This is a genomic window from Methylorubrum populi, assembly GCA_036946625.1.
Taxonomy (GTDB): Bacteria; Pseudomonadota; Alphaproteobacteria; order Rhizobiales; family Beijerinckiaceae; genus Methylobacterium; species Methylobacterium populi_C.
Genome location: JAQIIU010000003.1, coordinates 2004582 through 2030143, shown reverse-complemented (window position 1 = coordinate 2030143; position 25562 = coordinate 2004582). Strand labels below are relative to the sequence as shown.

Below are 25562 nucleotides of genomic sequence, written 5' to 3'. Positions count from 1 at the left end.
CGCGGCTCACTCCGCCCTGGCCGAGAGGACGGGCATGAAATCGAGGCTGAAGGCCCGTTTCCAGTCCGTGGAGGCTTTGAGCAGGCCCGCCTCGACGAGGTAGTCGTAGGACGCCTTCCAGCGGGCCTCCGTCATGGTGCCGATGGGGACGTTCTCCTCGCCGCCCAGCACCTTGAGCGCCTTCATCCGGGCGATGCCGAAGGCGATCTGGCCGTCGCTCATCTTCGGGTTGGCCGCCTTGATCAGGACGTTGGCGGGACCCGGATTCTCTATGTAGCTCTTCCAGCCCTCCATGGAGGCGGCCACGAACCTGCGCATTGCCTCCGGCTTGCCCTCGGCCAACTTGCGCGTCGTCACGATCGTGGTGCCGTAGGGCGGATAGCCGTCCTTGGCGAAGAGATAGAAGTTGACCGGAACGCCCTTCTCCTGCGCCTGGAACGGCTCCGAGGAGGGATAGGCCTGCTGCACGACATTCCTGTCGGCGAAGAAGGGCTGCAGGTTGAAGGTATAGGCCCGCACTTGGGCATCCGAGAGCGCGTATTTCTTCTTCAGCCAGGGCCACCACGCGGTCATGCCGGCGGAGGAGACGAGGATCGTCTTGTCCTTGACGCCCGCGAGCGCGGTCACGTCGTCGTGGGTCATCATCCCCTGGAGGTCGTACTGGAACGAGGCCGCCACGGTCACTGCGGGCAGGCCCTTCTCGACCGCCTGGAGCACTTGGATGTCGTAGCCCATGATCGCGTCGGCCTCGCCCGCGAGCATGAGCTGCATGCCGTTGACCTGCGGCCCGCCCATGCGGATCTCGACGTCGAGCCCGGCCTTCTCGTAGAGGCCGGTGGCCTTGGCTTGGTAGAAGCCGCCGTGTTCGGCCTGGGCGTACCAGCTCGTCAGGAAGACGATCTTGTCCGCCGCCTGCGCCGGCCCGGCCATCGCCAGGGTGCCCGCCAGAAGGGTGGAGGCCCCCGTATCGAACCTGAACGACCGCATCGGTGATGGTCCCCCGCCGCGTTGCCCGGGACGGTTTCCTCGACGCATGGACCGTGCCGCGTCGGACCTGTCCGGACTGCCCGACACCAGGGAAGCGGAAGCAGTGCTGCAGGAAAAGCATCGTTTTCCGCGCGCAACGCTCGCAAAATCCGCACGTTGCCGCATGGCTGTGCGCTTGGTGAAGCGTTCGGCGCCGCCGTGTTCCGCCCTGCCTGGGGCGCGGTCCGCGCGCGACCGGACAAGGGGAGTTGGCAAGCTCCCTGCAAAACGCCGCCGACGCGTTGCGCCGAGGGTGCGCGACGGGACGCGGGCGGAGGCGCACCTCCATGCTGCATCATCGCCTGCTGGGATACCTCGACGAGGTGGCCCGCAGCGGCTCGATCCGCCGGGCGGCCACGCGCCTCAACGTCGCGTCGAGCGCCGTCAACCGTCAGATCCTCTCGCTGGAGGAGGAGATGGGGACGCCGCTGTTCGAGCGGCTGCCGCGAGGCCTGCGTCTCACCGCGGCGGGCGAGGTGCTGGTGCGGCACGTGCGCGACACGCTGAACGGCCACGAGCGCATGCTGGCGCAGGTCGCCTCGCTCAAGGGCCTGACCCGCGGCGAGGTGACGGTGGCGACGATGGCGAGCATCGCCGCCGGGGTGCTGCCGGGGGTGATCCGCACCTTCCGCGAGACTCATCCCCGCATCGTCGTCAAGGTTCTGGTCCTGCCGGTCGATCAGATCGCCGCCGCCCTGCTCGCGGGCGAGGCCGACCTCGCTTTGGCCTACCGGCTCCCGCCCGATCCGCGCATGCGCTGCATCGCCGAGTTCGAACACCGGCTCGGCGCGGTGATGGCGCCCGACCATCCCCTCAACGGCCGCTATCAGGTGCGCATGGCCGATTGCCTCGAATATCCCCTCGTCGTCGCCGACCGCTCGATGACCCTGCGCGACGTGCTCGAACTCCTCGTGCCCGAGGGCACGAGCTTCACGCCCGTGGTCGAGACGAACTCGATCGAGCTGATGAAGCGCCTCGCCCAGACGCCGCCGCACATCACCTTCGTCAACCTCTCGGATGTCGGCGAGGAGATCCGCCGCGGTGTGCTGGCCTTCACGCCGATCTCGGATGCCAGCGCGATCATCCAGCGGGCGTCGCTGATGCAGCGCGCCCGCTCCGCGCTCGACGGGCCCGCCCACCTCCTCGCCGCACGGATCCAGGCCGAGTTCGAGCGCCAGAGCGTTCCGGACTGACCCTGTCCGGCGCAAGCCGTCCCTTTTCCGCTGTGCCGACCGGGCTTTCCTCGAAGGTTGAATCATGTCCGAGCCGTCGTTCCTGCCCGAGGCCCGCGCCTTTCGCCTGCGCAACGCGCGCGTGCCCGCCGCCTTCCTGACGGGCGGCGTGCCCGCCGGCGCGATCCTCGACGGGGATGCTTGCGCGCTCATCGACATCGTCGTCGCGGACGGCGCCTTCGCCGGTCTCCTGCCGGCCGGAGGCTCGCCGGAGGCATCGCCGTCCGCCGATCTCGCCGGGCGGCAGGTCTGGCCGCGCCTCGTCGATGCGCACGCCCATCTCGACAAGGGCCATACGGTCGCCCGCACGCCCAATCCGGACGGCGACTTTCCCGGCGCCCGCGACGCCACGACGGCGGACCGCACCCGCCACTGGGATGCGGAGGATCTGCGCCGCCGCATGGCTTTCGGCCTCGCCTGCGCCTTCGCGCACGGCACCGGCGCGATCCGCACCCATCTCGACAGCCAGGAAAGCGGCGGGGACGACGGTCCGCTGCGCGACCAGGCCGCGACGACCTGGGCGGTGTTCCGGGAGATGCGGGCGGCCTGGGCCGGGCGGATCGCGCTCCAGGGCGTCGGCCTGACGCCGATCGACGCCTACGCCACCGATTACGGCCGCCGGCTCGCCGACCTGATCGCGGAATCCGAGGGCCTGATCGGCGGCGTCACCCGCCCGACCGGGGGGCTGCACGGCGGCGCGCTGGCCGAGATCGACGCCCTGCTCGACCGCCTGTTCGGCCTCGCCCGGGAGCGCAACCTCGACGTGGACCTGCACGTCGACGAGACCGGTGATCCCACTGCGGCCTCCCTCGACGCGGTGGCGCGGGCCACCTTGCGCCACGGCTACGAGGGCCGCGTCACCTGCGGGCATTGCTGCAGCCTCGCGCTCCAGCCGGAGGCGCAGGCGGCGGCCACGATCGCGCGGGTGGCGCAGGCGGGCATCCGCATCGTCACGCTGCCCACCGTCAACATGTACCTCCAGGACCGGCGGCGGGGCCGCACCCCGCGCTGGCGCGGTATCGCGCCGGTGCACGAACTGATGGCGGCGGGCGTGCCGGTCATGGTCGCGGGCGACAATTGCCGCGACGCCTTCTACGCCTACGGCGACCACGACATGCTCGACACCGTCCGGGCCGGGGTGCGCATCCTCCATCTCGATCACCCGCTCGCGGGGGCGCCCGCGCTCGCCGGGCCGGTGCCCGGCGCGATGATGGGGCTTTCCCATGCCGGCACGATCCGCGAGGGCGGCTCCGCCGACCTGATCCTGCTGCCCGCGCGCAGCCTCAACGAGGTCGTCGCACGGCCGCATGCGGATCGAATCGTCGTGGTCGCGGGCCGGCCCATCGCGGCGCGGCTGCCGCCCTACGAAGCCCTGACCGGTGAGGCCGCCCCCTGGTAGGCAGGCGCGGGAAGGGGAACAGGGGGTGCGGAACGGCACCCGCTGCGAAAGATGCGTGCCAGAGTCTCCGCTCTGTCAAAAAATCCTGCAATGCCGCGCTAACACCAAGCCAGAATTGGCCTTTTCTGGCTTTGACGGCGCGGGGTTCTGACCCCTCGTCTCGGCTGTGCCGTATCTATGTGCACAGATCCAAAGCAGCTCATGTTGTTTTGCAAGGCATCGATGCTCAGTTTGTGGGACATGCGGCGCCGCCCGGTTCGACTGCGGCGCCGAAGCAAGTCTCGGAGATTGACGACATGATCTCACGCATCGCCGCAGGGGCGATCCTCGGCCTCGCCCTCACCACCGCGGCCTCGGCCCAGAGCTACAACGCGCCGGCCGGCATCCCCGCCGTCACCGCCCCGGGCGGCCTCGTCGGCATCGCCGGTCCCGGCAACGTTGAGCGCTACCTGGATCGTGACGGCCGCTACGGCACCGTTTCCGTCGATGGCGTCTACACCACCGGCTCCGCCGTCCGGGGTTCCCACGCCGTTCACGGGCGCTGACGCCTCCAGACGGTCTGACGCCCTCCGTTTCGACGGTCCGAAGGGCCGGCCGCGCATCAAAGCGGCCGGCCCTTTTCATTTGCCCATAGGCCGGTGCCTACAGGCCCGGTCCCGAATGGGTCCGGCATCGCAGCCGGCCGCCTCGTCGAGCTGAACCTGCCCGAGGTCAGGCGCCGCCGGCTGCCGCTCACCGTGATCTACCGCACCGACCATCCCCCGGGACCGGCCGGACGCTGGCTGATCCGCCGCTTCGTCGAGCAGGCGGAGCGCGAGGCTGCGGCGCGGGCGGCCATGACCCCTGAACGGCCTCAGAGCCTGTTTGACCGGCCGATCTCTGGTGTCTCTCACCGTCCTCATGCTGAGCAACCGTTATGCGGCCGGCATGTGGGCTTGCCGTGGGGTGCCTCTGGCGAGGACGGCGTTGGCGTAGGTGAGGAGCTTGCGGGCGCAGGCGATCAGCGCCTTCTTGTGGGTCTTGCCGCGGTCGATCACCCGAGCCGGTGCCGCCGTCATGGGCTCGCGGGGCCCTCGGCGGCCATGACCCTCCGAAAAATCCGGTCGGGGGCGAACGGCGTCGCGGTCAGCCGGGCGCCGGTGGCGTCGCGGATCGCGTTGCCGAGCGCGGCGGCGACGGGGTTGTAGGGCGCCTCGCTCATCGACTTGGCGCCGAGCGGTCCGACCGTGTCGCGGGTGTCGGCGAACAGCACCTGCGTCACCGGCACGTCGGCGAATGCCGGGATGTGGTAGTTGCGCAAGGTTCGCGTGACCGCGCCGCCCGCTTCGTCGAAGCGAACGTCCTCGTAGAGGGCCGCGCCGAGCGCCTGCGCCACGCCGCCCTCGATCTGCCCGCGGCACTGCATCGGGTTGATGACGGTGCCGGCGTCCGCCGCCTGGACGCTCCTGAGGATGCGGACCTCGCCGGTCCGCGGATGGACGGCGACGCGAAACGCCTGGACGTTGAAGGCGACCGAGCGCGGGCTGCCGTCGGCCTCGCCCGCTTCCTCGAACGCCGCGCCCTGCGCGAGATCGGCCAGGGGCACGAGCCCGGCGGGGGTCTCGACGCCGTCCCGGGTCAGGCGGCAATCGGCGGGCGCGACGCCGGCCCGCTCGGCCGCCGCGTGGCGGAGGCTGTCCGCGAGCGCCGAGGCCGCGCGAAAGTTCGCTTGGCCCGCGACCACGGTGCCGGTGCTGCCGTAGGCGCCGGTATCGTGCCTGACGGCGTCGGTGTCGGCCTGGATCAGGCGGATGCGCTCGGGCGTGGTGCCGAGCACCTCGGCGGCGATCTGCCCGTGCACGGTGCTGGTGCCGTTGCCGAACTCGGCGGTGCCGACGGCCAGCGCGTAGGCCCCGTCCGGCTCCAGGCGGATGCGGGCATGGGCGACGTGGCCGCGCGGGGGGATCGTATCGATCATGCCCATCGCCATGCCCTCGCCGATGCGCCATTCCGGTCCCGGCGGTGCCTCGCCGGTGCCGTCGGCGAGGGCGGCCTGGGCGAGGTCGAGGCACTGGTCGAGGCCGTAGGAGCCGTAGACGACGTCGTGCGGTTCGAGGCTCGTCGACACCATCGGATCGCCGGGCCGAACCGCGTTGAGGCGGCGCATCGCGAACGGGTCGATGCCGAGATCGCGGGCCAGTTCGTCGAGCGCCGACTCGACGGCGAAGATGGTCTGGCTCAGGCCGTAGCCGCGAAAGGCCCCGGCCGGCAGGGTGTGGGTGTAGACGGCGTAGCCCTCCACCCGCTTGTTCGGGCAGGCATAGGCGGCGATGCTCTCGTTGCAGCCGTGATGCAGCACGCCGCCGGCATGGTTGCCGTAGGCGCCGGTGTTCGAGAGGACGTGGAGCGCGATCGCGGTGAGGCGCCCGTCCGCCCGCGCGCCGAGCTTCACGCGCACGCGCATCGGGTGGCGGGTCGTCGCGGCGCAAAAGTTCTCCTCGCGGGTCATCTCGTACTTGACCGGCCGCCCGGTGCGCAGGACGGCCAGCGCCACGAGATCCTCGGTCAGCATCTCCTGCTTGCCGCCGAATCCGCCGCCGACCCGGCCGCACAGCACGCGCACCCGGTCCCGGTCGAGGTCGAACAGGCGGCACAGGGCGTCGCGGGTGAGGAAGGGCACCTGCGTCGAGGAGCGCAGGGTCAGCCGGCCGTCCGGGTCGAGCCAGCCGAGCGCGCCGTGCGTCTCGAGATGCACGTGCTGCACCCGCTGCGAGACGTACTCCGCCTCGTGGACGCGGTGGGCCTGCCGGAAGCCGGCCTCGACATCGCCGATCGCGCCGTGCGCCTCGGCGGCGAGGTTCGGGTGGGGCAGGAGCGGGGCTGCGTCTTCGCCCGGCCGCGGCGGGGCGCGGTCGGCCGGGTCGTGGACCAGGGGCGCGTCCGGGCGCAACGCCTCCTCCGGATCGAAGAGGGCGGGCCGCACCGCGTACTCCACCCGCAGCGCCCGCACGCCCGCCATCGCCGCCGCCTCGCTCTGCGCGACCACCGCCGCGACGCGCTGGCCGTGGAAGCGGATCACGGAATCGAGCACCGCCGTGTCGGCGGCGTCGTCCAGGGGGTTCTCGTGGCGCCCGGTCGAGAAGCGGCGGCGCGGCGCGTCCTCGTGCGTGAGCACCGCGACGACGCCGGGCACGGCCAGCGCCGCCGCGCGGTCGATGTGCCGGATGCGGGCATGGGCGTGGGGGGCGCGCAGCAGCTTCAGGTGCAGCAGGCCCGGCACGGCGCAGTCGAAGGCGTAGGCCGCCCGGCCGGAGACCACGGCCCGGCTCGCCGGGGCGGGCACATTGCGGCCGACCGGACCGCCCTCGGTCGTCTCGGAAGAATCGGCGTGGCCGATCCCGGCCACGGCGTCGCGGATCGCCCGGTAGCCGGTGCAGCGGCACAGGTTGCCCTTGAGCGCCGCGCCGAGATCCTGCCGCTGGCCCTGGTCGAGGGCGGCGGCGGTCATGATCATCCCCGGGGTGCAGAAGCCGCACTGGAAGCCCTGGCCTGCGCAGAACGCGTCCTGCATCGGGTGGAGCCGCGCGGGCACGCCGTCGCCGGGGGCGCAGGGGCCGCCGAGGCCCTCGATCGTGGTGATGTCGCGCCCCTGCGCCTGGAAGGCGGGCAGCAGGCAGGAATGGACCGGCTCTCCGTCGAGATGGACGGTGCAGGCGCCGCAATCGCCCGCGTCGCACCCCTTCTTGACCCCGAACCAGCCGAGCTCCCTCAGCAGGGTGCGCAGGCACTGGCCGGGGCGCGGCGCGGCCTCCTGGACCTGCCCGTTGACGATCAGCCTCATCGGGCGAGTTCCTCCCGGATCGCCTCGGCGAGCAGCCCGGTCACGTGCCGGCGCCAGTCCGGCGCACCGTGCACGTCGTCGTACCAGCGGCCTTCGGGAATCGCGTCGGCGATCGCCCCTTGCAGCCCCGCTGCCGTCGGCGGGCCGGCGAAAGGCAGTTGCACCGGGCGCGGCGTCGAGGCCGTCACGGTGAGGGTGAAGCCGCCGGCGCGGTCGAGCGTCCCGATCACCAGCGCCCCGGAGCGCCCCCCGGGGGAGAGCGCGATGCGGCGGAAGGCGGTGCGCCGCCGCAGGGCCGCCGCCGGCAGGTCGATGCAGCGCAGGATCTCGCCGGGCCTGAGCGCGGTCCGCTGCGGTCCGAGCACGAACCCGGTGACGGGCAGGCGCCGCTCGCCGCCGTCGGGCCGGCGCAGCACGCAGGTGCCGTCGAGGGCCGCGGTCAGCGCGATCATCGGGCCGGCCGGCAGGGCCATGCAGAGGTTGCCGCCGACGCTCGCCCGGTTCCAGATCTTGAACGAGCCGAGCAGCGCCCGGCAGCATTGTCCGACGAGCGGCGCCGCGATCCAGTCCCTCGGCAGGGCGAGCCGGTCGAGTTCGGCGATGGTGCCCGTCGCCCACAGGCGAAGGCCGGCCTCGGACCGTTCGGCCGCCGGCCAGCCGAGGGCGGACAGGTCGATCAGCCGGGCCAGCGCGGGCTGCGGCTCGGAGAACAGCCACGTGCCGCCCGCGAGCCAGGCATCGCCCTCGCGCCAGGCGGGCAGTTCGTCGAGGTGGCGCGGCCTCAGGACGGCGGTGATCGTGTCGAGATCCATCGGGGACCGGCTCGCAAGACTTCATCCAACCGCAGGGACCGGACGGTGCCGGCCCTTATACCAAGCTGCAGGGAATCCGACCGATGGCCGGCTTCCCTGCGTCCGGCGGACGCCCGCCGCCGCGCCTTCGCGCGGGCAACCGACGATGAGTCGGGATCATCGCCGGTTGGTATTATACGGTTTCCGGATGATCGTTTCAGGGGCCGCGGGTTCCCCTCTCCCCGCGTGCGGGGAGAGGGGGGAACCGACGCGATCAACCGGATGCCCCATGATCGAGACGTCCGGGGGCGGGGTGACGTCGCGCGCAACCGCCGTCCCGGGCCTACCGGCCCTCGGCCTCCGTCACCGCATGCGTCCAGGCCCCCTCGGGCTTGCGGGTGATGACGGGCTGGTCGGTGCCGCCGGCGAGCAGGATCGCGACCGTGCGATCGTAATCGGCGGGATCGAGCCGGCCGCCGGCCGTGTCGAGCAGCTTGGCGATCTCGCGCATCATCCGCTTCTGGTGCGTCTCGGTCTGGGCGCCGCTGACGTCGTTCTCCAGCACGATCTCGGCCGCCTCGTCCGGATGCGCGGCGGCGTAGGCCCAGCCCTTCTCGGACGCCGCCACGAACTTCGCCAGCCGGGCGACGAAGGCCTTGTCCTTCAGCTTCGGTTCGAGGGCGTAGAGGCCGTCCTCGAGCGCGGCCACGCCCTGGTCCTCGTAACGGAAGACGACGAGCTGCTCCGGCCTGAAGCCGGCATCGATCACCTGCCAGTACTCGTTGTAGCTCATGGTCGAGACGCAGTCGGCCTGCTTCTGGATCAGCGGATCGACGTTGAAGCCCTGCTTCAGCACGGTCACGCCGCCGGCCGAGCCGTCGGTCTTGAGGCCGAGCTTGGCCATCCAGGCCAGGAACGGATACTCGTTGCCCGCGTACCAGACCCCGAGCGTCTTGCCCTTCAGGTCGGCGGGTGTCTTGATGCCGGTGTCGGCGCGGCAGGTCAGCATCAGGCCCGACTTCCTGAAGGGCTGGGCGACGTTGACGAGCGGCACGCCCTTCTCGCGCGAGGCCAGCGCCGAGGGCATCCAGTCGACGATGACGTCGGCGCCGCCGCCCGCGATGACCTGGGGCGGGGCCACGTCCGGCCCGCCCGGCTTGATCGTCACGTCGAGCCCGGCTTGGCCGTAGTAGCCCTTGGCCTGCGCGACGTAGTAGCCGGCGAACTGCGCCTGGGGCACCCATTTGAGCTGGAGCGTCACCTTCTCCGCCGCCCGCGCACCGCCAGCCGTGAGCCCGAGCAGGGCCGCCCCGGCGCAGAGGAGCGCTCTTACCGTTTTTCCCGCCATCTGAGCCTCCTTCAACCTGTCCCCTTCGGCCTTCGGCCGTGGTTGTTCGAACGGATGCGAGCGGACCCCACCGTCAACCGGCGCGCACCGACGGGTGCCAGCCGGTCGCGGCGCGCTCGGCCAGCGCGATGATCCCGTAGAAGGCGGACCCCGCGAGTGCGGCCAGCGCGATCTCGGCCCAGACCATGTCGAGGGAGAGCCGCGCCGCCTCGATCGAGATGCGGAAGCCCATGCCGACGATCGGCGTGCCGAAGAACTCGGCGACGATCGCCCCGATCAGCGCCAGCGTCGCGTTGACCTTCAGGGCGGTGAAGAGGAAGGGCAGCGCGATCGGCAGGCGCAGGCTCGCGAGCGTGCGACCGTAGCCCGCCGCGTAGGTGCGCATCAGGTCGCGCTCGATCCGGCCGGTCGCGGCGAGGCCGGCGCCGGCCTGAACCAGCATCGGGAAGAAGGTCATCACGGCCACGACCGCGGCTTTCGACGGCCAGTCGAAGCCGAACCACATCACCATGATCGGGGCGATGCCGACGATCGGCAGGGCGGAGGCGACGTTCGCCACGGGCAGGAGGCCGCGCCCGAGGAGGGGGAACCGGTCCGCCAGGATCGCGACGCCGAGGCCCGACAGGCAGCCGACGGCGTAGCCGGGCAGGGCCGACTTCAGGCAGGTCTGGACGAAATCGGCCCCGAGCACCGGCAGGGCGGCGGCGAAGCGCGCGGCGATGCTCGATGGCGGCGGCATCAGCACGGCGGGCACGCCCGCGCCGACGACGACGGCCTCCCACAGCACCAGCACGAGGAAGCCGAACAGCAGCGGCACGGCGAGGCGCAGGATGCGGCGGCCCGTCGCCGTGCGCGGCGCCAGGGCGGCGAGGTCGCGCGCGGCCAGCGTGGCGGCGAGCCAGACCAGGAAGGCGGCGAGCCAGAAGCCCGAGCCCGCCTCCCCGGCCAGGCCGGCACGATGGGCGGCGATCGCGAGCGCCGCACCGCCGGCCAGGGCGGCGGGGGTGAGCAGGCCGATCCGTGCGGCGCGGTGCGTCATCGGGCGGCTCCCGGGGCCCGTGCTCCCATCGCCCGGGCGGCGGCGGCCTCCGCGAGGCCGATCCCCTGGACGAGGAGCGCCGAGAGCGCGGCCGCCGCGATCAGCGCCGCCCAGATCCGGACCGTCTGGCCGTAATAGGAGCCGGCGAGCAGCCGCGCCCCGAGCCCGGCCTGCGCCCCGGTCGGCAGTTCGGCGACGATGGTGCCGACGAGGCTCGCCGCGACGGCGATCTTCAGGCTCGCGAACAGGTCGGGCAGCGCGGCCGGCCAGCGCAGGCGCGCCAGAACCTGCCCGCGCGAGGCCGAGTAGGTGCGCATCAGGTCGCGCTGAATCCGGTCGGGGGCGTTCAGGCCCTTCACCATGCCGACCGTGACGGGGAAGAAGCAGAGATAGGCCGCGATCACCGCCTTCGGCAGCAGGCCCGTCAGGCCGGCCGCGCCGAGCGCCACGATGACGATCGGCGCGACCGCCAGGATCGGCACGGTCTGCGAGGCGACGATCCAGGGCATCAGGCTCGCCTCGACGCTGCGCAGGTGCACGATGGCGACGGCGAGCGCGATGCCGAGCGCCGAGCCGAGGGCGAAGCCGAGAAGCGTCGCCGAGAGCGTGACCCAGGCGTGGTAGACGAGGCTGCGCTTCGAACCGAGCGGCACGCCGACGGTGCTGCGCGACAACTCCGAAAACACCTGGTGCGGCGCCGGCACGACGGGCCGCTCCTGCGCCATCGTCGCCGCGGCGATTTTCGCCGTGTCGGGCGCCGCGCCGGCCCGCGCCAGCGCGTCCGCGGCGCCGTTCCAGTTGCCGAGCAAGGCGGCGAGGTACCACGCGGCGAGAAGCGCCAGGACGACGCCCATGACCGGCAGCGCCCGGCCGCGCGGAAAAGAAAAAGAAGCGGCCTCAGGCGTCATAGGCGTGGCCGGCGCGCAGGCCCTCGCGCACCCGCTGGCCGAGGCGCAGGAACTCGGGCGTCTCGCGGATCTCCAGCGGGCGCTCCCGCCCGAGCGCGGTGCAGTCGACGATGTCGACGATCCGTCCCGGGCGCGGCGACATCACCACGACGCGGGTCGAGAGATAGACCGCCTCGGGGATCGAGTGGGTGACGAACAGGACCGTCTTGGCGGTCTTGCGCCACAGGGCGAGGAGCTGCGCGTTGAGGTGGTCGCGCACGATCTCGTCCAGCGCCCCGAAGGGCTCGTCCATCAGCAGGAGCTTCGGATCGAAGCAGAGGGCGCGGGCGATCGAGGCCCGTTGCTGCATGCCGCCGGAGAGCTGCCACGGGTACTTCTTGGCGAAGCCGTCGAGCTGGACGAGGTCGAGGTAGCGCGCCACCCGCTCCCGCCGCTCCGCCCTCGGCACGCCGAAGATCTCGAGCGGCAGCGCGACGTTCCGGGCGATGGTCCGCCAGGGATAGAGGGCGGGCGCCTGGAACACGAAGCCGTAGTCGCGCCGCAGCCGCGCCGCCTCGGCCCCGACGCCGTTGACGGTCAGCTCCCCGCCGGTCGGCCGTTCGAGGTCGGCGACGCAGCGCAGCAGCGTGGTCTTGCCGCAGCCGGAGGGGCCGATGAAGGAGACGAACTCGCCCGGTGCCACCGCGAGGTCGACGTCGGCGAGCGCGTGGACCGGACCGTCGGCGGCGGCGTAGGTCAGCGACAGCCCGCGCGCCGAGACGACGGGCGCGACCGATGCCGATACGGGGCGCATCGCCGGCCTCTCGAACTCGGGCGGCTGTTTCAGGACGACGGCGCCGACACGCGACATGGCAGGCTTTCGTTCCAGGGAGCGTGGATGGGGTGCCGAGGGCGAGCCGATGCGGGTGGGGCGCCCGGTCTGCCGGTCGCGGGCCTCGCCGGATCGAGCATTTTCCGTGCCGTCGGGCACGGCTCAGGCGCTCCTCAGAGCGCGCGGTGCCGCGTCCGCCGGTCGGACCCCGACGGGGCGCGTGGCTCGGGTGGGCTCGGTCGGGACGGCGCGGGGAAGCGTGCGGTAGCGGCGCTCGCTGTAGAGCAGCGCGTCGGCCTCCCCCATCGCGGCAAGGGCCTCGACCGCGCAGTAGAGCACGTCGTGCGTGCCGACCGCGTGGCGCCCGACGATGCGGCAGTCGAAGCTGACGAGGGCGTCGGCGAGCGCGGGCGCGCCGTTCCGCAGGCTCCGCCACGTGCCGGCGGCGAAGCGCTCGTCCATGGGGGTGCGTCCTCCGAACCGGCTCGCCAGGGCCTCGTGGCCCGCGCCGAGCGTGCTGACGCACAAGCTGTCGTTGCGGCTGAGGGCGGCGTAGGCGGAGGCGGTGCGGTTGACGCAGACGAGCAGCGTCGGCGGCGCGTCGCTGACGCTGCACACGGCCGAGGCGGTGAAGCCGGCCCGCCCGCCCGGACCGTCGGTGGTGATCAGGTGGACCGCGCTCGCGAGCCGGGACATCGCCGCGCGGTAGGCGGTCGCGTCGACGGGGGCGGCGCTCTCGGACTCGGTCATGGCGGCGGCCTCGTGCGGGAAAGAGGGCATCCTCAGGCGGGCCCGAGGAATTCGAGCAGCGTGCGGTTGAAGGCCTCGGCGCGGGTGACGCTGTGGGCGTGGCCGCCGTCCGGGGCGAGGGCGAGCCGGGCCTTCGGCAGCCCGGCCGCGAGGATCTCCGAGGCGGTGAAGGGGACGAGCACGTCGTCGCGCGCGGCCATCAGCAGGGTCTCGTGCGGGATGCGCGCGAGCCGGTCGGTCGCGTCGAACGCCTCCAGGGCGGCGATGCGTGCCAGCACCGTCTCCGTGCCCGGGAAATGCGCCAGCGCGTGCGCCTCGTCGTCCGCGACGCGGACCGCGTTCTCGGACAGCCACGGCGCCGGGTAGAGGAAGAGGCCTTGCGCACGCACGAACGCCTCGGGCCCGGCTTGCGTGAGCAGCGCCTTGCGGGCGGAAAAGCAGCGGCGCGTGGCCGGGTCGATCGCCGCCCAGCCGTTGATCACCACGATGCGCCCGACCCGCTCGGGATGGGTGAGGGCGAGCTGCAGGGCGATCAGCCCGCCCAGCGCGTGCCCGACGATGTCGGCCCGGGCGACGTCGAGGCGGTCGAGCAGGTCGCGGGCGTCGCGGGCCATGGCGGCGATGTCGTGGCCCGGCTCCAGCGGGCCGGGCGAGCGCCCGGTGCCGCGGTGATCGTAGGCGACGACCCGGAAGCGCGCGGCGAGCGCGGGGATCTGCGGCGCGAAGTACCCGGCCGAGCCCCCGAGCCCGGGCGAGAGCAGCACGGTGCGCCCGCCCGCCGGCCCGTGCTCCTCGTGGTGGACGGGCGCGGCCATCGCCTCACATCGCCTTGCCGATATGGGCGACCGAAGCGATCTCCACGAGCGCGGCCGGCTTCACCAGCCCGCACTGGATGCAGTAGCGCGCCGGCTTCTCTCCGGGGAAGTACGCGGCGTAGACGGCGTTGATCGCGCCGTAATCGGCCCAGTCCTTGAGGAAGACGTGGTTGAAGACGACGTCGTCCATCGAGCCGCCCGCGGCCTCGACGACGCCCCTGATCGTCTCCAGCACGTGCCGGGTCTGGGCTCCCGCATCGCCCTCGTGGACGACGGTGTTGTCGCCGTCGAGGGGGAGCGTGCCGGAGACGTAGAGCACGCCGTCGGCGAGCGTGCCGGGCACGTAGGGCGCCAGCGGCGTGCCGGTGCCGGGCGGAATCACGACGGTCTTGGGCATGGGGCGGTCTCCGGTCAGGCGGGGATGCGGCGGGCCTCGTCCGGGGCAAGGGGCGGGGCAAGGAGCGGGGCAAGCGCGGCCTCGAAGGCGGCGACGTCCGAGACCCAGCCGAAGAACGTCTCGATGTTGAGGAGCGCCCCCTCCTGCAGGCTCGGCGGGCCGGCCTGATGCGTGGCGTCGGCGAGCACGATCCCGAAATACTCGCGGTGGTAGCCGTCCCGCAGGGTCGATTCCACGCAGACGTTCGTGGCGATGCCGGTGAAGACCAGCGTGCGGATGCTGCGTGCCCGCAGCATGCTGTCGAGGGGCGTGTTGTAGAAGCCGCTGTAGCGCGGCTTGCCCAGCACGATGTCGCCGGGCTCAGGGTTCAGCGCGTCGACGAGGGCGTAGTCCCACGAGCCCTTCGACAGCAGCCGCGCGTTCATCTCCGGCCGGCGGCGCATGGTCTTGAGCGCGTTCGACTTGTGCCAGTTCGGCGAGCCCGGCCCCCCGGCCTCGACGTAGTCCGGATCCCAGCCGTTCTGGAACCAGACCACAAGGAGGCCCGCCGCGCGGGCCGCCGCGACGGCCCGCGCGATCCGTTCGATCACCGGCCCGGTCGCCGAGACGTCGAAGCCGGCGAGGTCGAGGTAGCCGCCCTTGGTCGCGTAGGCGTTCTGCATGTCGACGACGATGAGCGCGGTGGCGTCCGCGTCGAAGGCGATCGGCTCGGGCCGCGCCGGCAGCGTCAGGCCGCCGGCGCGGCCGGACGGGTCGCGGTAGCCCGCCGGCGCGTCGGCGCCCATCACGCCACCTCCGCCAGCGGCCCGGGCGCGGCCGCGACGTGCCGGCGCGAGCGCATCAGCGGCTGGATTTTGGTGCCGAAATCGTCGAGCCCCTTCAGGAAGTCGTCGAAGACGAGCAGCACGCCGCCGGTGCCCGGCACGCTCGTCACCTCGTCGAGCAGGGCCGCCACGGTGGCGTAGGAGCCGACCAGGGTGCCCATGTTGATGTTCACCGCCGAGGTCGGGTCGGCCATCTGTCGGACGTTGGTGTCGGCGCCGGACTTGGTGTCGGCCGCGCCCTGGAGGCCGAGCCAGGCGATCGCCGCCTCGTCGGCGCCGGCCTTGTAGTGCTCCCACTTGGCGCGGGCCGCCTCGTCGGTCTCGTCGGCGATGACCATGAACAGGACGTAGGAGGACACGTCGCGGCCGGTCCTCGCCCTGGCCTCCTCCAGCCGCGCCACGGTCGGGGCGAAGGCGGTCGGCGTGTTGACCCCCTTGCCGAAGCAGAAATTGTAGTCGGCGTAGGTCGCGGTGAAGGCCATGCCGGCCGCGCTCTGCCCGGCGCAGATGATCTTCATGTCGGCCTGCGGACGGGGACTCAGGCGGCAATCCTCCATCTGGAAGAACGCGCCCTTGAGGTCGCTGCGGCCGGTCTGCCACAGGTCGCGCAGGACCTGCGCGTATTCCGAGAGATATTCGTAGCGGCGGCCGAAATACGCGTCGCCGGGCCACAGGCCCATCTGCGCGTATTCCGGACGCTGCCAGCCGGTGACGAGATTGAGGCCGAAGCGGCCGTTCGAGATCGAATCGATGGTCGAGGCCATGCGCGCCACGATGGCCGGCGGCAGGCACAGGGTCGGCGCCGTGGCGTAGAGCTTGATCCGGCTCGTCACCGCCGCGAGCCCGGCCATCAGCGTGAAGGATTCGAGGTTGTGGTCCCAGAACTCGGTCTTGCCGCCGAAGCCGCGCAGCTTGATCATCGAGAGCGCGAAGTCGAGCCCGTACTGTTCCGCCTTGAGCGTGATCTGCTTGTTGAGCTCGAAGCTCGGCTTGTACTGCGGCGCGTTCTCCGACAACAGCCAGCCGTTGTTTCCGATCGGGATGAAGACGCCGATATTCATGGCCTGGGTCATGGCAAACCCTCGCTCGCTCGTCCGGCCGGCGCTTTGAGAGGCCGGCGACAGGTCTGGACGGTAGCAAATCAGACCATTTGGTCAAACTATCGGAGCCGATATTTGACCATTTGCACAAACTCTCCGCGTAATGCCCGCGCTTCGTGCCGCCGCTGCTCACGGCCAGTGCGTTTCCGGTTGAGTTTCCCCAAGGTCGACGCGAGAGCAGGGACGAATCAGGTCAGCCCGAGGCTCGTCAGAATCAGTCTCTGGGTGTTCTCCACCGTCTGCTCAAAGAAGGCATCGTCGCTGAGGTCGCGCCCGGTGATGGCCTCCACCTGCACCGCGAAGTCGGCATAGTGCTGGGTAACTGCCCAGATGGCGAAGACGAGGTGTCGGGGATCGTGCCGGGCGATGCGGCCTTCCGCGATCCAGCCGCGCAGGACCGCGGCCTTGGCCTCGACCAGGGCGCGCAGGGGGCCTTCGAGTTCGGCGCGCAGGAGCGGCGCGCCCTGCACGATCTCGAGGCAGAACAGCCGCGAGGCCCGCGGCGCGTCCCGTGACAGGGTGATCTTCGAGCGGATGTAGCGCTTCAGCGCCTCGGCCGGTTCGGATTCCGCGTCGAGCGCCTGGAGTGGGTCGAGCCAGACGTCGAGCACGCGCCGCAGCACGGCGACGTAGAGCTCTTCCTTGGTGGGAAAGTAGTAGAGCAGGTTCGTCTTCGAGAGGCCGGCGCGCTCGGCGATCTGGTCGAGGCTCGCGCCATGCAGGCCGACCGTCGAGAAGACCTCCAGGCCGGCATCGAGCACGGCTTCCCGCCGCAGGGCGCCGTCGCGTCGCCGTCGGCGCAAAGGTGCCCCGGTCCCGCTTTCGACCACGCCCGAGCCTCCCGATCCGTCACCGGCCCCGCAGGGCCTGCCGATCCCGTATCCGATCCGGCGCGCGCAACAAACGGGTCATACGGCATCCGGACGAAGGTTCCGGACGTCTCCCCTCAAGAAATCGTCCAGGGCTCGTCGAAGACGTGCTCCTCCAGGTTCACCCCAGGGCCGCCCCGGTCGATCACCCAGAAATCCTGAGGCCGGTCGAGCGGTGTGAGAACGCCGTGCCACGTGCCGATGTCGTAGCAGACGCCCTGGCCCGGCGCGGTCATGAAGGCCCGCGGCCGGCCGGGGGTTCCGCCGTCGTCGGGGCAGACCACGACGAGGAACGGCGCAGGGCTCAGCGGCACGAAGGCCTGGGCTCCGAGCGGGTGGCACTCGACGAGGCTCAGGGAGAGCGGCAGGGCGTAGGGCTCGGCCTCGACGTAGCCGATCGCCACCCGCCCGCCCTCGCCCGTCACGTCCACCCGCGCGAGGTCGTGGAAACGTCGCGCCTTGCCGCGGTTCATCGGCCGCGGCGCGACCGCGCCCTTGTCGATCACCGTGCCGAAGGGCGCGAAGGCGCCTCGCGTCAGCGGCTCGACGGGGATCCGGCGCCCGCTCATCGGGCCGGCCGGAACGGTGCGAGCGCGGCGTGCCGGTTCACGTCCTTGTAGAGCAGGTAGCGGAACGGGCCGGGGCCGCCCGCGTAGCAGGCCTGCGGGCAGAAGGCGCGCAGCCACAGGAAGTCGCCGGCCTCGACCTCGACCCAGTCGCGGTTGAGCCGGTAGACCGCCTTGCCCTCCAGCACGAACAGGCCGTGCTCCATCACATGCGTCTCCTCGAACGGGATCGAGGCGCCGGGCTGCAGCGTGACGACGTTGACGTGCATGTCGTGACGCACGTCGTCGGGCGAGACGAAGCGGGTGGTGGCCCAGGCGCCGTCCGTGCCCGGCATCGCCGTCGGAGGGATCTCGGGCTCGAAGGCGACGAAGGCCGGCGGAAGCGCGATGCCCTCCACGCGCTCGTAGGCCTTGCGGATCCAGTGGAAGCGGGCGGGCTCGGGCCCGTCGTTGCGCAGGCTCCAGGTCGCCCCCGGCGGCAGGTAGGCGTAGCTGCCGGGGCGCAGGGCGTGGGCACGGTCTTCGAGGACGAGGCGGGGCCGGCCGCCGACCACGAACAGCACGCCCTCGGCTCGGCCGTCGGGTTCCGGCCGCTCGCTGCCGCCGCCGGGCGCCACCTCCATCAGGTATTGCGCGAAGGTCTCGGAGAAGCCCGAGAGCGGCCGCGACAGCATCCAGGCCCGCGTCCCCTCCCAGAACGGCAGGACGCTCGTGACGATGTCGCGCATCACGCCCCTCGGGATGACGGCGTAGGCCTCCGTGAACACGGCCCGGCCGGTCATCAGCGCCGTCTGGGGCGGCAGGCCGCCGCAGGGGGGATTGTAGCGGGAGGCGGTCATTCCGAGGGGGTCCGGTGTCGCGGCAGGACGCAAGGATCGCGCCGGGGCGCGTGGGGCTTTCGTGGGGATGTCATCGCCGCGTCTCCCTCAGCCAGGCCGCCAGCACGCCGCGCTCCGCCTCGGTCATCTCGGTGACGTTGTTGGGCGGCATGTCGTGCGTCAGCACGGCGTGGCGGCGGATCGCCTCGGCCTGACGGCCGATGGCCTCGGCGGAATCGAGCCGGACGCCCTTGGGGGCGACGCCGATCCCGTCCCAGACCGGCTCGGCCGCGTGGCACATGGCGCAGCGCCCGGCGACGAGTTCGACGACATGGTCCGGCGGCGTCGCGCTCGCCGCGGAAAGCGCGTGGTCGGCCGAGGCGAGCGTCGGCGCGGCCTCCGCCAGCGGCGGCAGGCCCAGCACCGCCCGGCCTCCGGCGCTTCCGGAGACGGCGAGAACGAAGGCGGCGGCCAGCCCCGCCGTGGCCACGGCCCAGGCCCACCAGGGCGAGCGGGCGTGGTCGGCATGGCGGACGTTGTAGAAGAAGCGGATCACCGCGCCCGAGGCGGTGATCAGCGCGACGATCAGCGGGATCGTCGCCTTCGACCCGAACAGCATCGGGTAGTGGTTCGCGATCATCATGAGCACGACCGGCAGCGTCAGATAGTTGTTCTGGGCCGAGCGCTGCTTGGCCTGCCTGCCGAGGCTCGGGTCCGGCCGCTCGCCCCTCATCAGCGCGGCGACGACCTTGCGCTGGTTCGGGATGATGACGCGGAAGACGTTGCCGGCCATCCAGGTCGCCATCAGGGCGCCGGTATGGATCAGGGCGCCGCGGCCGCTGAAGACCTGCGCGAAGCCCGCGGCGGCGAGCGTGATGGCGAGGAGCCCCACGGCGGCGAGCCCCGTCTCGCTCTCGCCCAGCGGCGATCGGCAGATCCGATCGTAGACCAGCCAGCCGAGCGCCAGCGCGCCGAGGCCGAGGGCTGCCGCGGCCGGGGCCGACAGGTCCATCACGGCCGGATCGACGAGGTAGAGCCGCGATTGCGCGTAGTAGATCCAGGCCAGCAGCACGAAGCCCGACAGCCACGTCGTGTAGGCCTGCCACTTGTGCCAGGTGAGATCCGGGGAAAGATGGGCCGGGGCGACGAAGTACTTGCGCATCTCGTAGAACCCGCCGCCATGCACCTGCCAGGCCGCGGCCCCTTCCCCGGCCGGGATGTCCGGCGTCCGCTTCAGCGACGCGTCGAGATGCATGAAGAAGAACGACGAGCCGATCCAGGCCATCGCCGCCACGATGTGAAGCCAGCGCAGCAGCAGGCTTCCCCACTCCCAGACGAAGCTCTCCACGGCCTGTCCCTCCGAATCCCGGCCGCAATCCTAGCGCGGCGGACGGGCCTGTATGCCCGTCGAATTCCTTGTCAGTTTCCAAAATTTTCGTAAGATCCGGGACCGCACCAGGGAGACCGCATCGCGAGGGCCGCGGCGCTCGGAGGGCGATATGCTGTCGCTGGAGAGTATCCGCATCTTCATGCGCGCGGCCGATGCCGGCAGCTTCTCGGCGGCCGGGCGCTCGCTGCGCCTGTCGCCCTCGGTGATCAGCTACCGCATCCAGGCGCTGGAGGAGCATCTCGGCTGCCTGCTGCTCACGCGCACGACGCGGCGGATGAACCTGACGGAAGCCGGCCGGGTCTTCTACGACCGCTGCCTCGACATCGCGGCCTCCGTCGAGCGGGCGGAGAAGAGCGTCGAGGCGCAAGGAGCGGCGCCGCGCGGGACGCTGAAGGTGACGGCGCCCTTGAGCCTCGGCCGGCGCGTCGTGGCGCCGCTGATCCCCGCGTTCCGCGCGCAGCACGGGGAAGCCGACGTGCACCTGCGGCTGTCCGACCACCTGCTCGACCTCGTGCAGGAGGCCGTCGACGTGGCGGTCCGCCTCTCGCAGATGCGCGATTCGAGCTTCACCCTGCGCAAGGTCGCCGATATCGAGCGGATCCTGTGCGCGGCGCCGCGCTATCTCGCCGAGCACCCGGCGCCGGAGAGCCCGGCCGCGCTTCTCGACCATGCCTGCCTGCTGCTGCGCTTCCCCGGCTCCGAGCAGTTCCGCTGGACGTTGCGCGACGGCGACGAGGTGGTGACCCTGCCCGTCGCCGGCCGCATCGACGCGGATGACGGCGACGTGCTGACCGAATGGGCGGTCCAGGGCCAGGGCATCGTCCTCAAGCCGGTCTTCGAGGTGGCGCCCCACCTCGCCGACGGCCGGCTCGTGCCGGTCTTGCCGCGGACGCCGCCGACCTCGGTCACGCTCGGCGTGGTCTACCCCTCGCGAAGAATGCTGCCGAACCGGGCCAGGACCTTCGTCGAGATGACGACGGAGGCCCTGCGCGCCCATGTCGGCGCCCGGCTCGACCTGATCGGCCGGCGCCTGCCGCGGTAGGGCGGCTCGGCCGGTCCGCATCGCTGCCCCACCGTCGTCGCTTCGCTGACGCTCGCGACGACGGAGAGAGGTGAAACCCGAAACGGTCAGCCCTCCGACGGCAGTCGGTCCTTCAGGCGCAGCCAGGCGATCCGCTCGATCTGGCGCAGGGCCTCCTGAAACTCCCGCTCGGGGTCGTTGCGGAGCCGCTCCTCGAAGGCCGCCAGGATCGCCTCGCGGCGGCTGCCCTCGATCGCCATGACGAAGGGCAGGTCGAAGCGTGCGCGGTAGGCCGCGTTCAGCCTCTCGAACCGCGCCAGCTCTTCGTCCGAGAGCGCGCCGAGGCCGGCGCTGCCCTGCTCGGCGGTGGAGGCTCGCGTCGGTTGCCCGGCCCGGGCGAGGCGCCCGGCGCGTTCGGGATGGGCGCGGACGAGGGCGCGCTGGCGCTCGGCGGGCAGGCTGCGCAGGGCGCCGACGAGCGCCGCATGGAGGCCCTCCGCCCTGTCCTCGCGGGCGGTGAGGCCGGCCTGCCAGGCCCGGAGCGCGATCTCGGGCGTGTCCTCGAAGACGTCGCCGAACCGGGTGAGGAATTGCGCCGCGCTCATGGTGCTCGGGCGCAGGGTCTCGGCCGGGTGCCGCGCCGTCCAGTGCCGGGCGATGTCGATGCGGCGCGCCAGCCAGACGCCGTCATGGGCGGCGACGTGGTCGAGGAAGCGCGTCAGCGCGGCGATGCGGCCGGGCCGGCCGACCAAGCGGCAGTGGAGGCCCACCGACATCATCTTCGGCGCCGTGGCGCCCTCCGCGTAGAGCGCGTCGAAGGTGTCGCGCAGGTAGGTGAAGAAGTGGTCGCCGGTGTTGAAGCCCTGCGCGGTGGCGAAGCGCATGTCGTTGGCGTCCAGCGTGTAGGGCACCACGAGGCCGGTGCCGGCCCGTCCGTACAGCCAGTAGGGCAGGTCGTCGGCGTAGGCATCCGCGAGATAGGCGAAGCCCCGTTCCAGGCCGAGTTCGAGCGTGTTGACGGAGGAGCGGCCGGTGTACCAGCCGAGGGGCGCCGCGCCCGTCACCGCCTCATGCAGGCGGATCGCCGCGTCCATCTGCGCGGCCTCCTCGGCGCGCGGCATGTCGCGGTGATCGATCCACTTGAGGCCGTGGCTAGCGATCTCCCACTCGGCCTCCCGCATGGCGGCGACGGCCTCCGGGTTGCGCGCGAGTGCGGTGGCGACGCCGAACACGGTCACCGGCACACGGCGTTCGGTGAACAGGCGCCACAGCCGCCAGAAGCCGGCGCGCGCGCCGTACTCGTAGAGCGATTCCATGTTCATGTGGCGCATGCCCGGCCAGGGCGCCGCGCCGACGATCTCGGAGAGGAAGGCTTCGGAGGCGGCATCCCCGTGCAGGAGGCAGTTCTCGCCCCCCTCCTCGTAGTTGAGCACGATCTGCACCGCGAGGCGGGCGCCGCCGGGCCAGTCCGCCTGCGGAACGTTGCGGCCGTAGCCGATCATGTCGCGGGACGTATGCATGGCTGACTTCGCATGTCTGCGCGGGAGCGGTGACCGCGGATGAAGCAAGGATAATGCTGCCTGACGGGGGCATTGATTGGATTTTTGCGAATCTGTTCCGGAAAAGGCGGGATGGTGCGCGCGGTTCGGGCGCCGCCGTTCCTGACCGCGCCGGTCCCCGCCGAGCGCCCCTGTCGGGAACAGGGCCGCCGACGCAGGATCCGGCTCGATGCCGTGCATCGCGGCGGGCTGACCGCCATCGGCATCACGCGCACCATGCCCGACGGCCCGATCATGCCGAGGCCTTCGGCGCCGCGATCACCGCCGCAATCTGGGCGACACTCGCCTGTGCCCCGATCCGCACCCTCGCGCCGGCCGGCCCGAAGCGCAGTTCGGTCTCTTCGCCCCCAAACGAAAGGTGCCTGCCGAGACGACCCTTACGGTGCATGCCGGAACCCTCTGCGACAGGCTGGCATGCTCGCGCTTGCCGCCAGTCTGTCGCCAAGTCCAAAACTGTCGCCAAGTCCAAAACAACGAAGTCCGCCCGAAGGCGGCCTGCTCGTGGAAAACTAATATGGTTGGAAAAACTGGAGCGGGCGAAGGGATTCGAACCCTCGACCCCAACCTTGGCAACTTCCCCGAATGCTGTTGCCAAACACCTTAATGCGCTAGCACGTAGCAGGCAAGCCATTATATTAGCTTGTGTTTTTCTTGCATCTATCTACGCTTCAGTTCGCTCCAGCTCGCCTGAGTTGGGGACTTTGTGCTTACCTCTTGCTTACCCGGCGAGTAGGTTTGATCCGGGTAAGCAAAGTGAAGCAGAGGACGTGCCCGTGGCAAAGCTCACCAAGCGATTCATCGACGCGCTCAAGCCGGCCTCTGGCCGGGATGTAGTCGCTTGGGACAGCGAGCTGCGCGGCTTTGGCATTCGCGTGAAGCCAAGCGGCGCAATCTCCTACCTGATCCAGTATCGGAACGCGGACGGGCGCAGTTGCCGTCTGACGCTCGGCAAGGCGGGGACGCTTACTCCCGATGAAGCGCGAACCTTGGCGCGGATTAAGCTCGCCGATGTGGCGAAGGGTGGCGACCCGGTAGCCGAGAAGCGTGCGGCGAGCGGCGCGCCGACCGTGTCAGAGGTCTGTGACTGGTATCTGGAGAATGCGAAGGCCGGACGCATCCTAGGCCGAAAGGGCCGGCCCATCAAAGCGTCGACGCTCGCGCTCGACGAAGGTCGGATCAACACGCACGTGAAGCCGCTCCTCGGCAGCCGGCGAGTGCGATCTTTGACCCTTGCGGACCTTGAAGGATTTCAGGCCGACATCGTCGCGGCCAGGACGGCCAAACCGCGGACCGGACCGCGCGGGGGGAACACGACGGGCGGTCCGGGCGTGGCGGGACGGACGGCGGGCATGCTGCATACGATCTTCGCGCACGCGAAGCGGCATGGCCGGATCGAGGCCAATCCGGCTGAAGGTCAACGAAAGTTCGCCGCACCGAAAAAGGCCAAGCGGCGCCTCAGCCTGGAAGAGATCGCGTGCCTTGGGACGGCGATGACCGAGGCGGCTGGTGACTTCGAGAACGCGACGGGCGTCGCCGCCATCCGCGTTCTCCTCCTGACCGGGTTCCGGCGTATGGAGGGGCTCGGGCTTAGGCGGGCCTGGGTTCGTGGCCGGGAGGGAGCGGTCTACTTCCCGGACACGAAGAGCGATTTCCAAATCCGCGCGATCGGCCGTTCGGCGGTCGAGGCCATCAAGACTCAGCCTAGCCGGAACGGGTCCGAGTACGTCTTTCCAGCCGACGTCGGGGCTGGCCATTTCATTGGTATCGTGCGCGTCCTTCAGCGGGTGGCTAAGCGCGCGAAGCTGACGGGCGTCACGCCGCATACGCTCCGGCACACCTTCGCCAGCGTCGCGGGTGACCTTGGCTTTTCCGAGTTGACCATCGCGGGCCTCCTCGGTCATGCGCCGCGAGGAGTGACCCAAAGTTACGTTCACCTCGACGCCGCCCTCGTCGTGGCTGCCGATCAAGTCTCCGCTGCTATCGCGAAGGCTCTAAACGCTTCTCCCTCTCAGCGCTCGAGGCGGGCTGATCATCCGGCGAAGGCGGGGCGCACGGTGAACCGACCCGCTGCCACTTCGCAGGCCGCCTGACGCGGTGGATTGACCTCACATAGCTTGAAGGCTATATATGGGCTGGGATGTCGCTTTCGGCGATGAGTTCGATACGGAGTATGAGGCGCTGCCACAAGCCGTCCAGGATGAGCTGCTCGCGTCCGCAAGGCTCTTGAGCACCTTCGGACCGCAACTCGGACGGCCGCATGCCGACACTTTGAAAGACTCGGCGTTCGCCAACATGAAGGAGCTGCGCTTCGAGGCCGACGACGGCGTGTGGCGTGTGGCCTTCGCGTTCGATCCCGAGCGCAAGGCCATCCTGCTCATCGCAGGTGACAAGGCCGGAGTGAGCGAGCGGCGCTTCTACAAGTCGCTGATCGCCAAGGCCGATAAGCGTTACCAGCGCCATCTCGATAGCCTATTGACCACCAGGAAGGAGAAGAAGTGATGGGGCGTACGTTGAACGACGTCATCGCCGTTCTTCCGGAGCAGCGGCGTACCCGCGTGGAGGCGCGGTTTCAGGAATTGAAGGACGAGGTGGAGGGACTCGGCGAGCTACGCCGAGCCGCGGGCAAGGCACAGGCCGAAGTCGCAATGGCGCTGAAGATCAAACAACCTTCCGTGTCGAAGATCGAGAAGCAGACCGACATGTATCTATCGACCCTGCGCAGCTACGTGCGTGCAATCGGCGGCGATCTGGATCTCGTTGTGAGACTGCCCTCGCGGGCTCCGATCCACCTCCAGACCATCGGCGACATTGGAGCGTGCGCGATCACCTCGAAGTTGCCGAGGGCCAAGCGTGCAAAGGGTCGCACCGCAAGCCCACGTGCCGTAAAGGCGGGCTGATCGTTGAGCTGTCCTGTCTCGCCCCCTATCCAGATGAAGAAGATTGCCTCTCCCCTGAAGGCGTTCGAGATCGACGAAGCCGCTTCGCGGCCATTCGCGGCAGGCAGATTCTCGAAGCTTGGGATACCGCTCTCCACACTCCGACGGAGATGGTCTGCCGAAATTGCAACCGACCGCGATGC

25 protein-coding genes are annotated in these 25562 nt (G+C 70.9%); 7 read left to right on the top strand and 18 right to left on the bottom strand.

What is annotated here, in order from left to right:
- Positions 1–6 precede the first annotated feature (6 nt).
- The gene (locus PGN25_20940) at positions 7–987 is read right to left on the bottom strand and encodes an ABC transporter substrate-binding protein (protein MEH3119978.1); all 981 of its coding nucleotides are present in this window, start codon (positions 985–987) and stop codon (positions 7–9) included.
- A 326-nt stretch (positions 988–1313) separates the two neighbouring features.
- Here PGN25_20940 and PGN25_20935 point away from each other — a divergent pair, with 326 nt between their 5' ends.
- The 3 genes from PGN25_20935 to PGN25_20925 all read left to right on the top strand — a co-directional run bounded on the left by PGN25_20935 (position 1314) and on the right by PGN25_20925 (position 4202).
- A complete protein-coding gene (locus PGN25_20935; protein MEH3119977.1) occupies positions 1314–2219 on the top strand; it encodes a LysR substrate-binding domain-containing protein in 906 nt (301 codons plus the stop codon).
- Between the two features lie 64 nt (positions 2220–2283).
- On the top strand, positions 2284–3657 hold the full coding sequence (locus PGN25_20930; GenBank protein ID MEH3119976.1) for a cytosine deaminase: 1374 nt from the start codon (positions 2284–2286) through the stop codon (positions 3655–3657).
- Positions 3658–3953: 296 nt separating this feature from the next.
- Positions 3954–4202: a hypothetical protein gene (locus tag PGN25_20925; protein ID MEH3119975.1), complete on the top strand. Its 249-nt coding sequence runs from the start codon at positions 3954–3956 to the stop codon at positions 4200–4202.
- Positions 4203–4571: 369 nt separating this feature from the next.
- Here the strand turns inward: PGN25_20925 and PGN25_20920 are convergent, their stop codons facing one another.
- The 16 genes from PGN25_20920 to PGN25_20845 form a co-directional block, all read right to left on the bottom strand.
- Entirely contained in the window at positions 4572–4715 is a 144-nt protein-coding gene (locus tag PGN25_20920) for a hypothetical protein (protein ID MEH3119974.1), read from the bottom strand.
- Entirely contained in the window at positions 4712–7477 is a 2766-nt protein-coding gene (locus PGN25_20915; protein ID MEH3119973.1) for a molybdopterin-dependent oxidoreductase, read from the bottom strand. Before PGN25_20915 ends, PGN25_20920 begins: the two co-directional genes overlap by 4 nt.
- Positions 7474–8289, bottom strand: a complete 816-nt coding sequence (locus PGN25_20910) for an FAD binding domain-containing protein (GenBank protein MEH3119972.1) — start codon at positions 8287–8289, stop codon at positions 7474–7476. Before PGN25_20910 ends, PGN25_20915 begins: the two co-directional genes overlap by 4 nt.
- 322 nt (positions 8290–8611) lie before the next feature.
- Entirely contained in the window at positions 8612–9616 is a 1005-nt protein-coding gene (locus PGN25_20905; protein MEH3119971.1) for an ABC transporter substrate-binding protein, read from the bottom strand.
- A 73-nt stretch (positions 9617–9689) separates the two neighbouring features.
- Entirely contained in the window at positions 9690–10655 is a 966-nt protein-coding gene (locus PGN25_20900; protein ID MEH3119970.1) for an ABC transporter permease, read from the bottom strand.
- Positions 10652–11563, bottom strand: coding sequence for an ABC transporter permease (locus PGN25_20895; GenBank protein MEH3119969.1), 912 nt, complete (start codon positions 11561–11563; stop codon positions 10652–10654). The genes PGN25_20900 and PGN25_20895 overlap by 4 nt, the downstream gene beginning before the upstream one ends.
- Entirely contained in the window at positions 11553–12356 is an 804-nt protein-coding gene (locus tag PGN25_20890) for an ABC transporter ATP-binding protein (protein ID MEH3119968.1), read from the bottom strand. Before PGN25_20890 ends, PGN25_20895 begins: the two co-directional genes overlap by 11 nt.
- Positions 12357–12536: 180 nt before the next feature.
- Complete coding sequence (gene rutF / locus PGN25_20885; protein ID MEH3119967.1) at positions 12537–13124, bottom strand: pyrimidine utilization flavin reductase protein F; 588 nt, start codon at positions 13122–13124, stop codon at positions 12537–12539.
- A gap of 32 nt (positions 13125–13156) precedes the next feature.
- A complete protein-coding gene (gene rutD / locus PGN25_20880) occupies positions 13157–13939 on the bottom strand; it encodes a pyrimidine utilization protein D (protein MEH3119966.1) in 783 nt (260 codons plus the stop codon).
- A gap of 4 nt (positions 13940–13943) precedes the next feature.
- Positions 13944–14336 carry a pyrimidine utilization protein C gene (gene rutC / locus PGN25_20875; protein MEH3119965.1) on the bottom strand — a complete coding sequence of 131 codons (393 nt, stop codon included), beginning with the start codon at positions 14334–14336 and terminating at the stop codon, positions 13944–13946.
- 14 nt (positions 14337–14350) lie between these two features.
- Positions 14351–15121 carry a pyrimidine utilization protein B gene (gene rutB, locus PGN25_20870; GenBank protein MEH3119964.1) on the bottom strand — a complete coding sequence of 257 codons (771 nt, stop codon included), beginning with the start codon at positions 15119–15121 and terminating at the stop codon, positions 14351–14353.
- The gene (rutA, locus tag PGN25_20865) at positions 15121–16221 is read right to left on the bottom strand and encodes a pyrimidine utilization protein A (protein MEH3119963.1); all 1101 of its coding nucleotides are present in this window, start codon (positions 16219–16221) and stop codon (positions 15121–15123) included. Before rutA ends, rutB begins: the two co-directional genes overlap by 1 nt.
- Before the next feature lie 227 nt (positions 16222–16448).
- Positions 16449–17090 carry an HTH-type transcriptional regulator RutR gene (gene rutR / locus PGN25_20860; GenBank protein ID MEH3119962.1) on the bottom strand — a complete coding sequence of 214 codons (642 nt, stop codon included), beginning with the start codon at positions 17088–17090 and terminating at the stop codon, positions 16449–16451.
- 116 nt (positions 17091–17206) lie between these two features.
- Entirely contained in the window at positions 17207–17698 is a 492-nt protein-coding gene (locus tag PGN25_20855; protein MEH3119961.1) for an ureidoglycolate lyase, read from the bottom strand.
- Positions 17695–18534, bottom strand: a complete 840-nt coding sequence (locus PGN25_20850) for a bifunctional allantoicase/(S)-ureidoglycine aminohydrolase (protein ID MEH3119960.1) — start codon at positions 18532–18534, stop codon at positions 17695–17697. The genes PGN25_20855 and PGN25_20850 overlap by 4 nt, the downstream gene beginning before the upstream one ends.
- Positions 18535–18604: 70 nt before the next feature.
- The gene (locus PGN25_20845) at positions 18605–19861 is read right to left on the bottom strand and encodes a urate hydroxylase PuuD (protein MEH3119959.1); all 1257 of its coding nucleotides are present in this window, start codon (positions 19859–19861) and stop codon (positions 18605–18607) included.
- 151 nt (positions 19862–20012) lie between these two features.
- On the opposite strand from PGN25_20845, the gene PGN25_20840 reads away from it, so the two are divergent.
- The gene (locus tag PGN25_20840; GenBank protein ID MEH3119958.1) at positions 20013–20945 is read left to right on the top strand and encodes a LysR family transcriptional regulator; all 933 of its coding nucleotides are present in this window, start codon (positions 20013–20015) and stop codon (positions 20943–20945) included.
- A gap of 86 nt (positions 20946–21031) precedes the next feature.
- Here PGN25_20840 and puuE read toward each other — a convergent pair whose 3' ends face one another.
- Entirely contained in the window at positions 21032–22444 is a 1413-nt protein-coding gene (gene puuE / locus PGN25_20835) for an allantoinase PuuE (protein ID MEH3119957.1), read from the bottom strand.
- An 812-nt stretch (positions 22445–23256) separates the two neighbouring features.
- On the opposite strand from puuE, the gene PGN25_20830 reads away from it, so the two are divergent.
- Genes PGN25_20830 through PGN25_20820 form a run of 3 tightly spaced genes read left to right on the top strand, consistent with a single transcriptional unit; the run spans position 23257 to position 25380 of the window.
- Complete coding sequence (locus PGN25_20830) at positions 23257–24573, top strand: integrase arm-type DNA-binding domain-containing protein (protein MEH3119956.1); 1317 nt, start codon at positions 23257–23259, stop codon at positions 24571–24573.
- Between the two features lie 37 nt (positions 24574–24610).
- On the top strand, positions 24611–24982 hold the full coding sequence (locus tag PGN25_20825; GenBank protein ID MEH3119955.1) for a type II toxin-antitoxin system RelE/ParE family toxin: 372 nt from the start codon (positions 24611–24613) through the stop codon (positions 24980–24982).
- A complete protein-coding gene (locus PGN25_20820) occupies positions 24982–25380 on the top strand; it encodes an XRE family transcriptional regulator (protein ID MEH3119954.1) in 399 nt (132 codons plus the stop codon). Before PGN25_20825 ends, PGN25_20820 begins: the two co-directional genes overlap by 1 nt.
- Positions 25381–25562 lie beyond the last annotated feature (182 nt).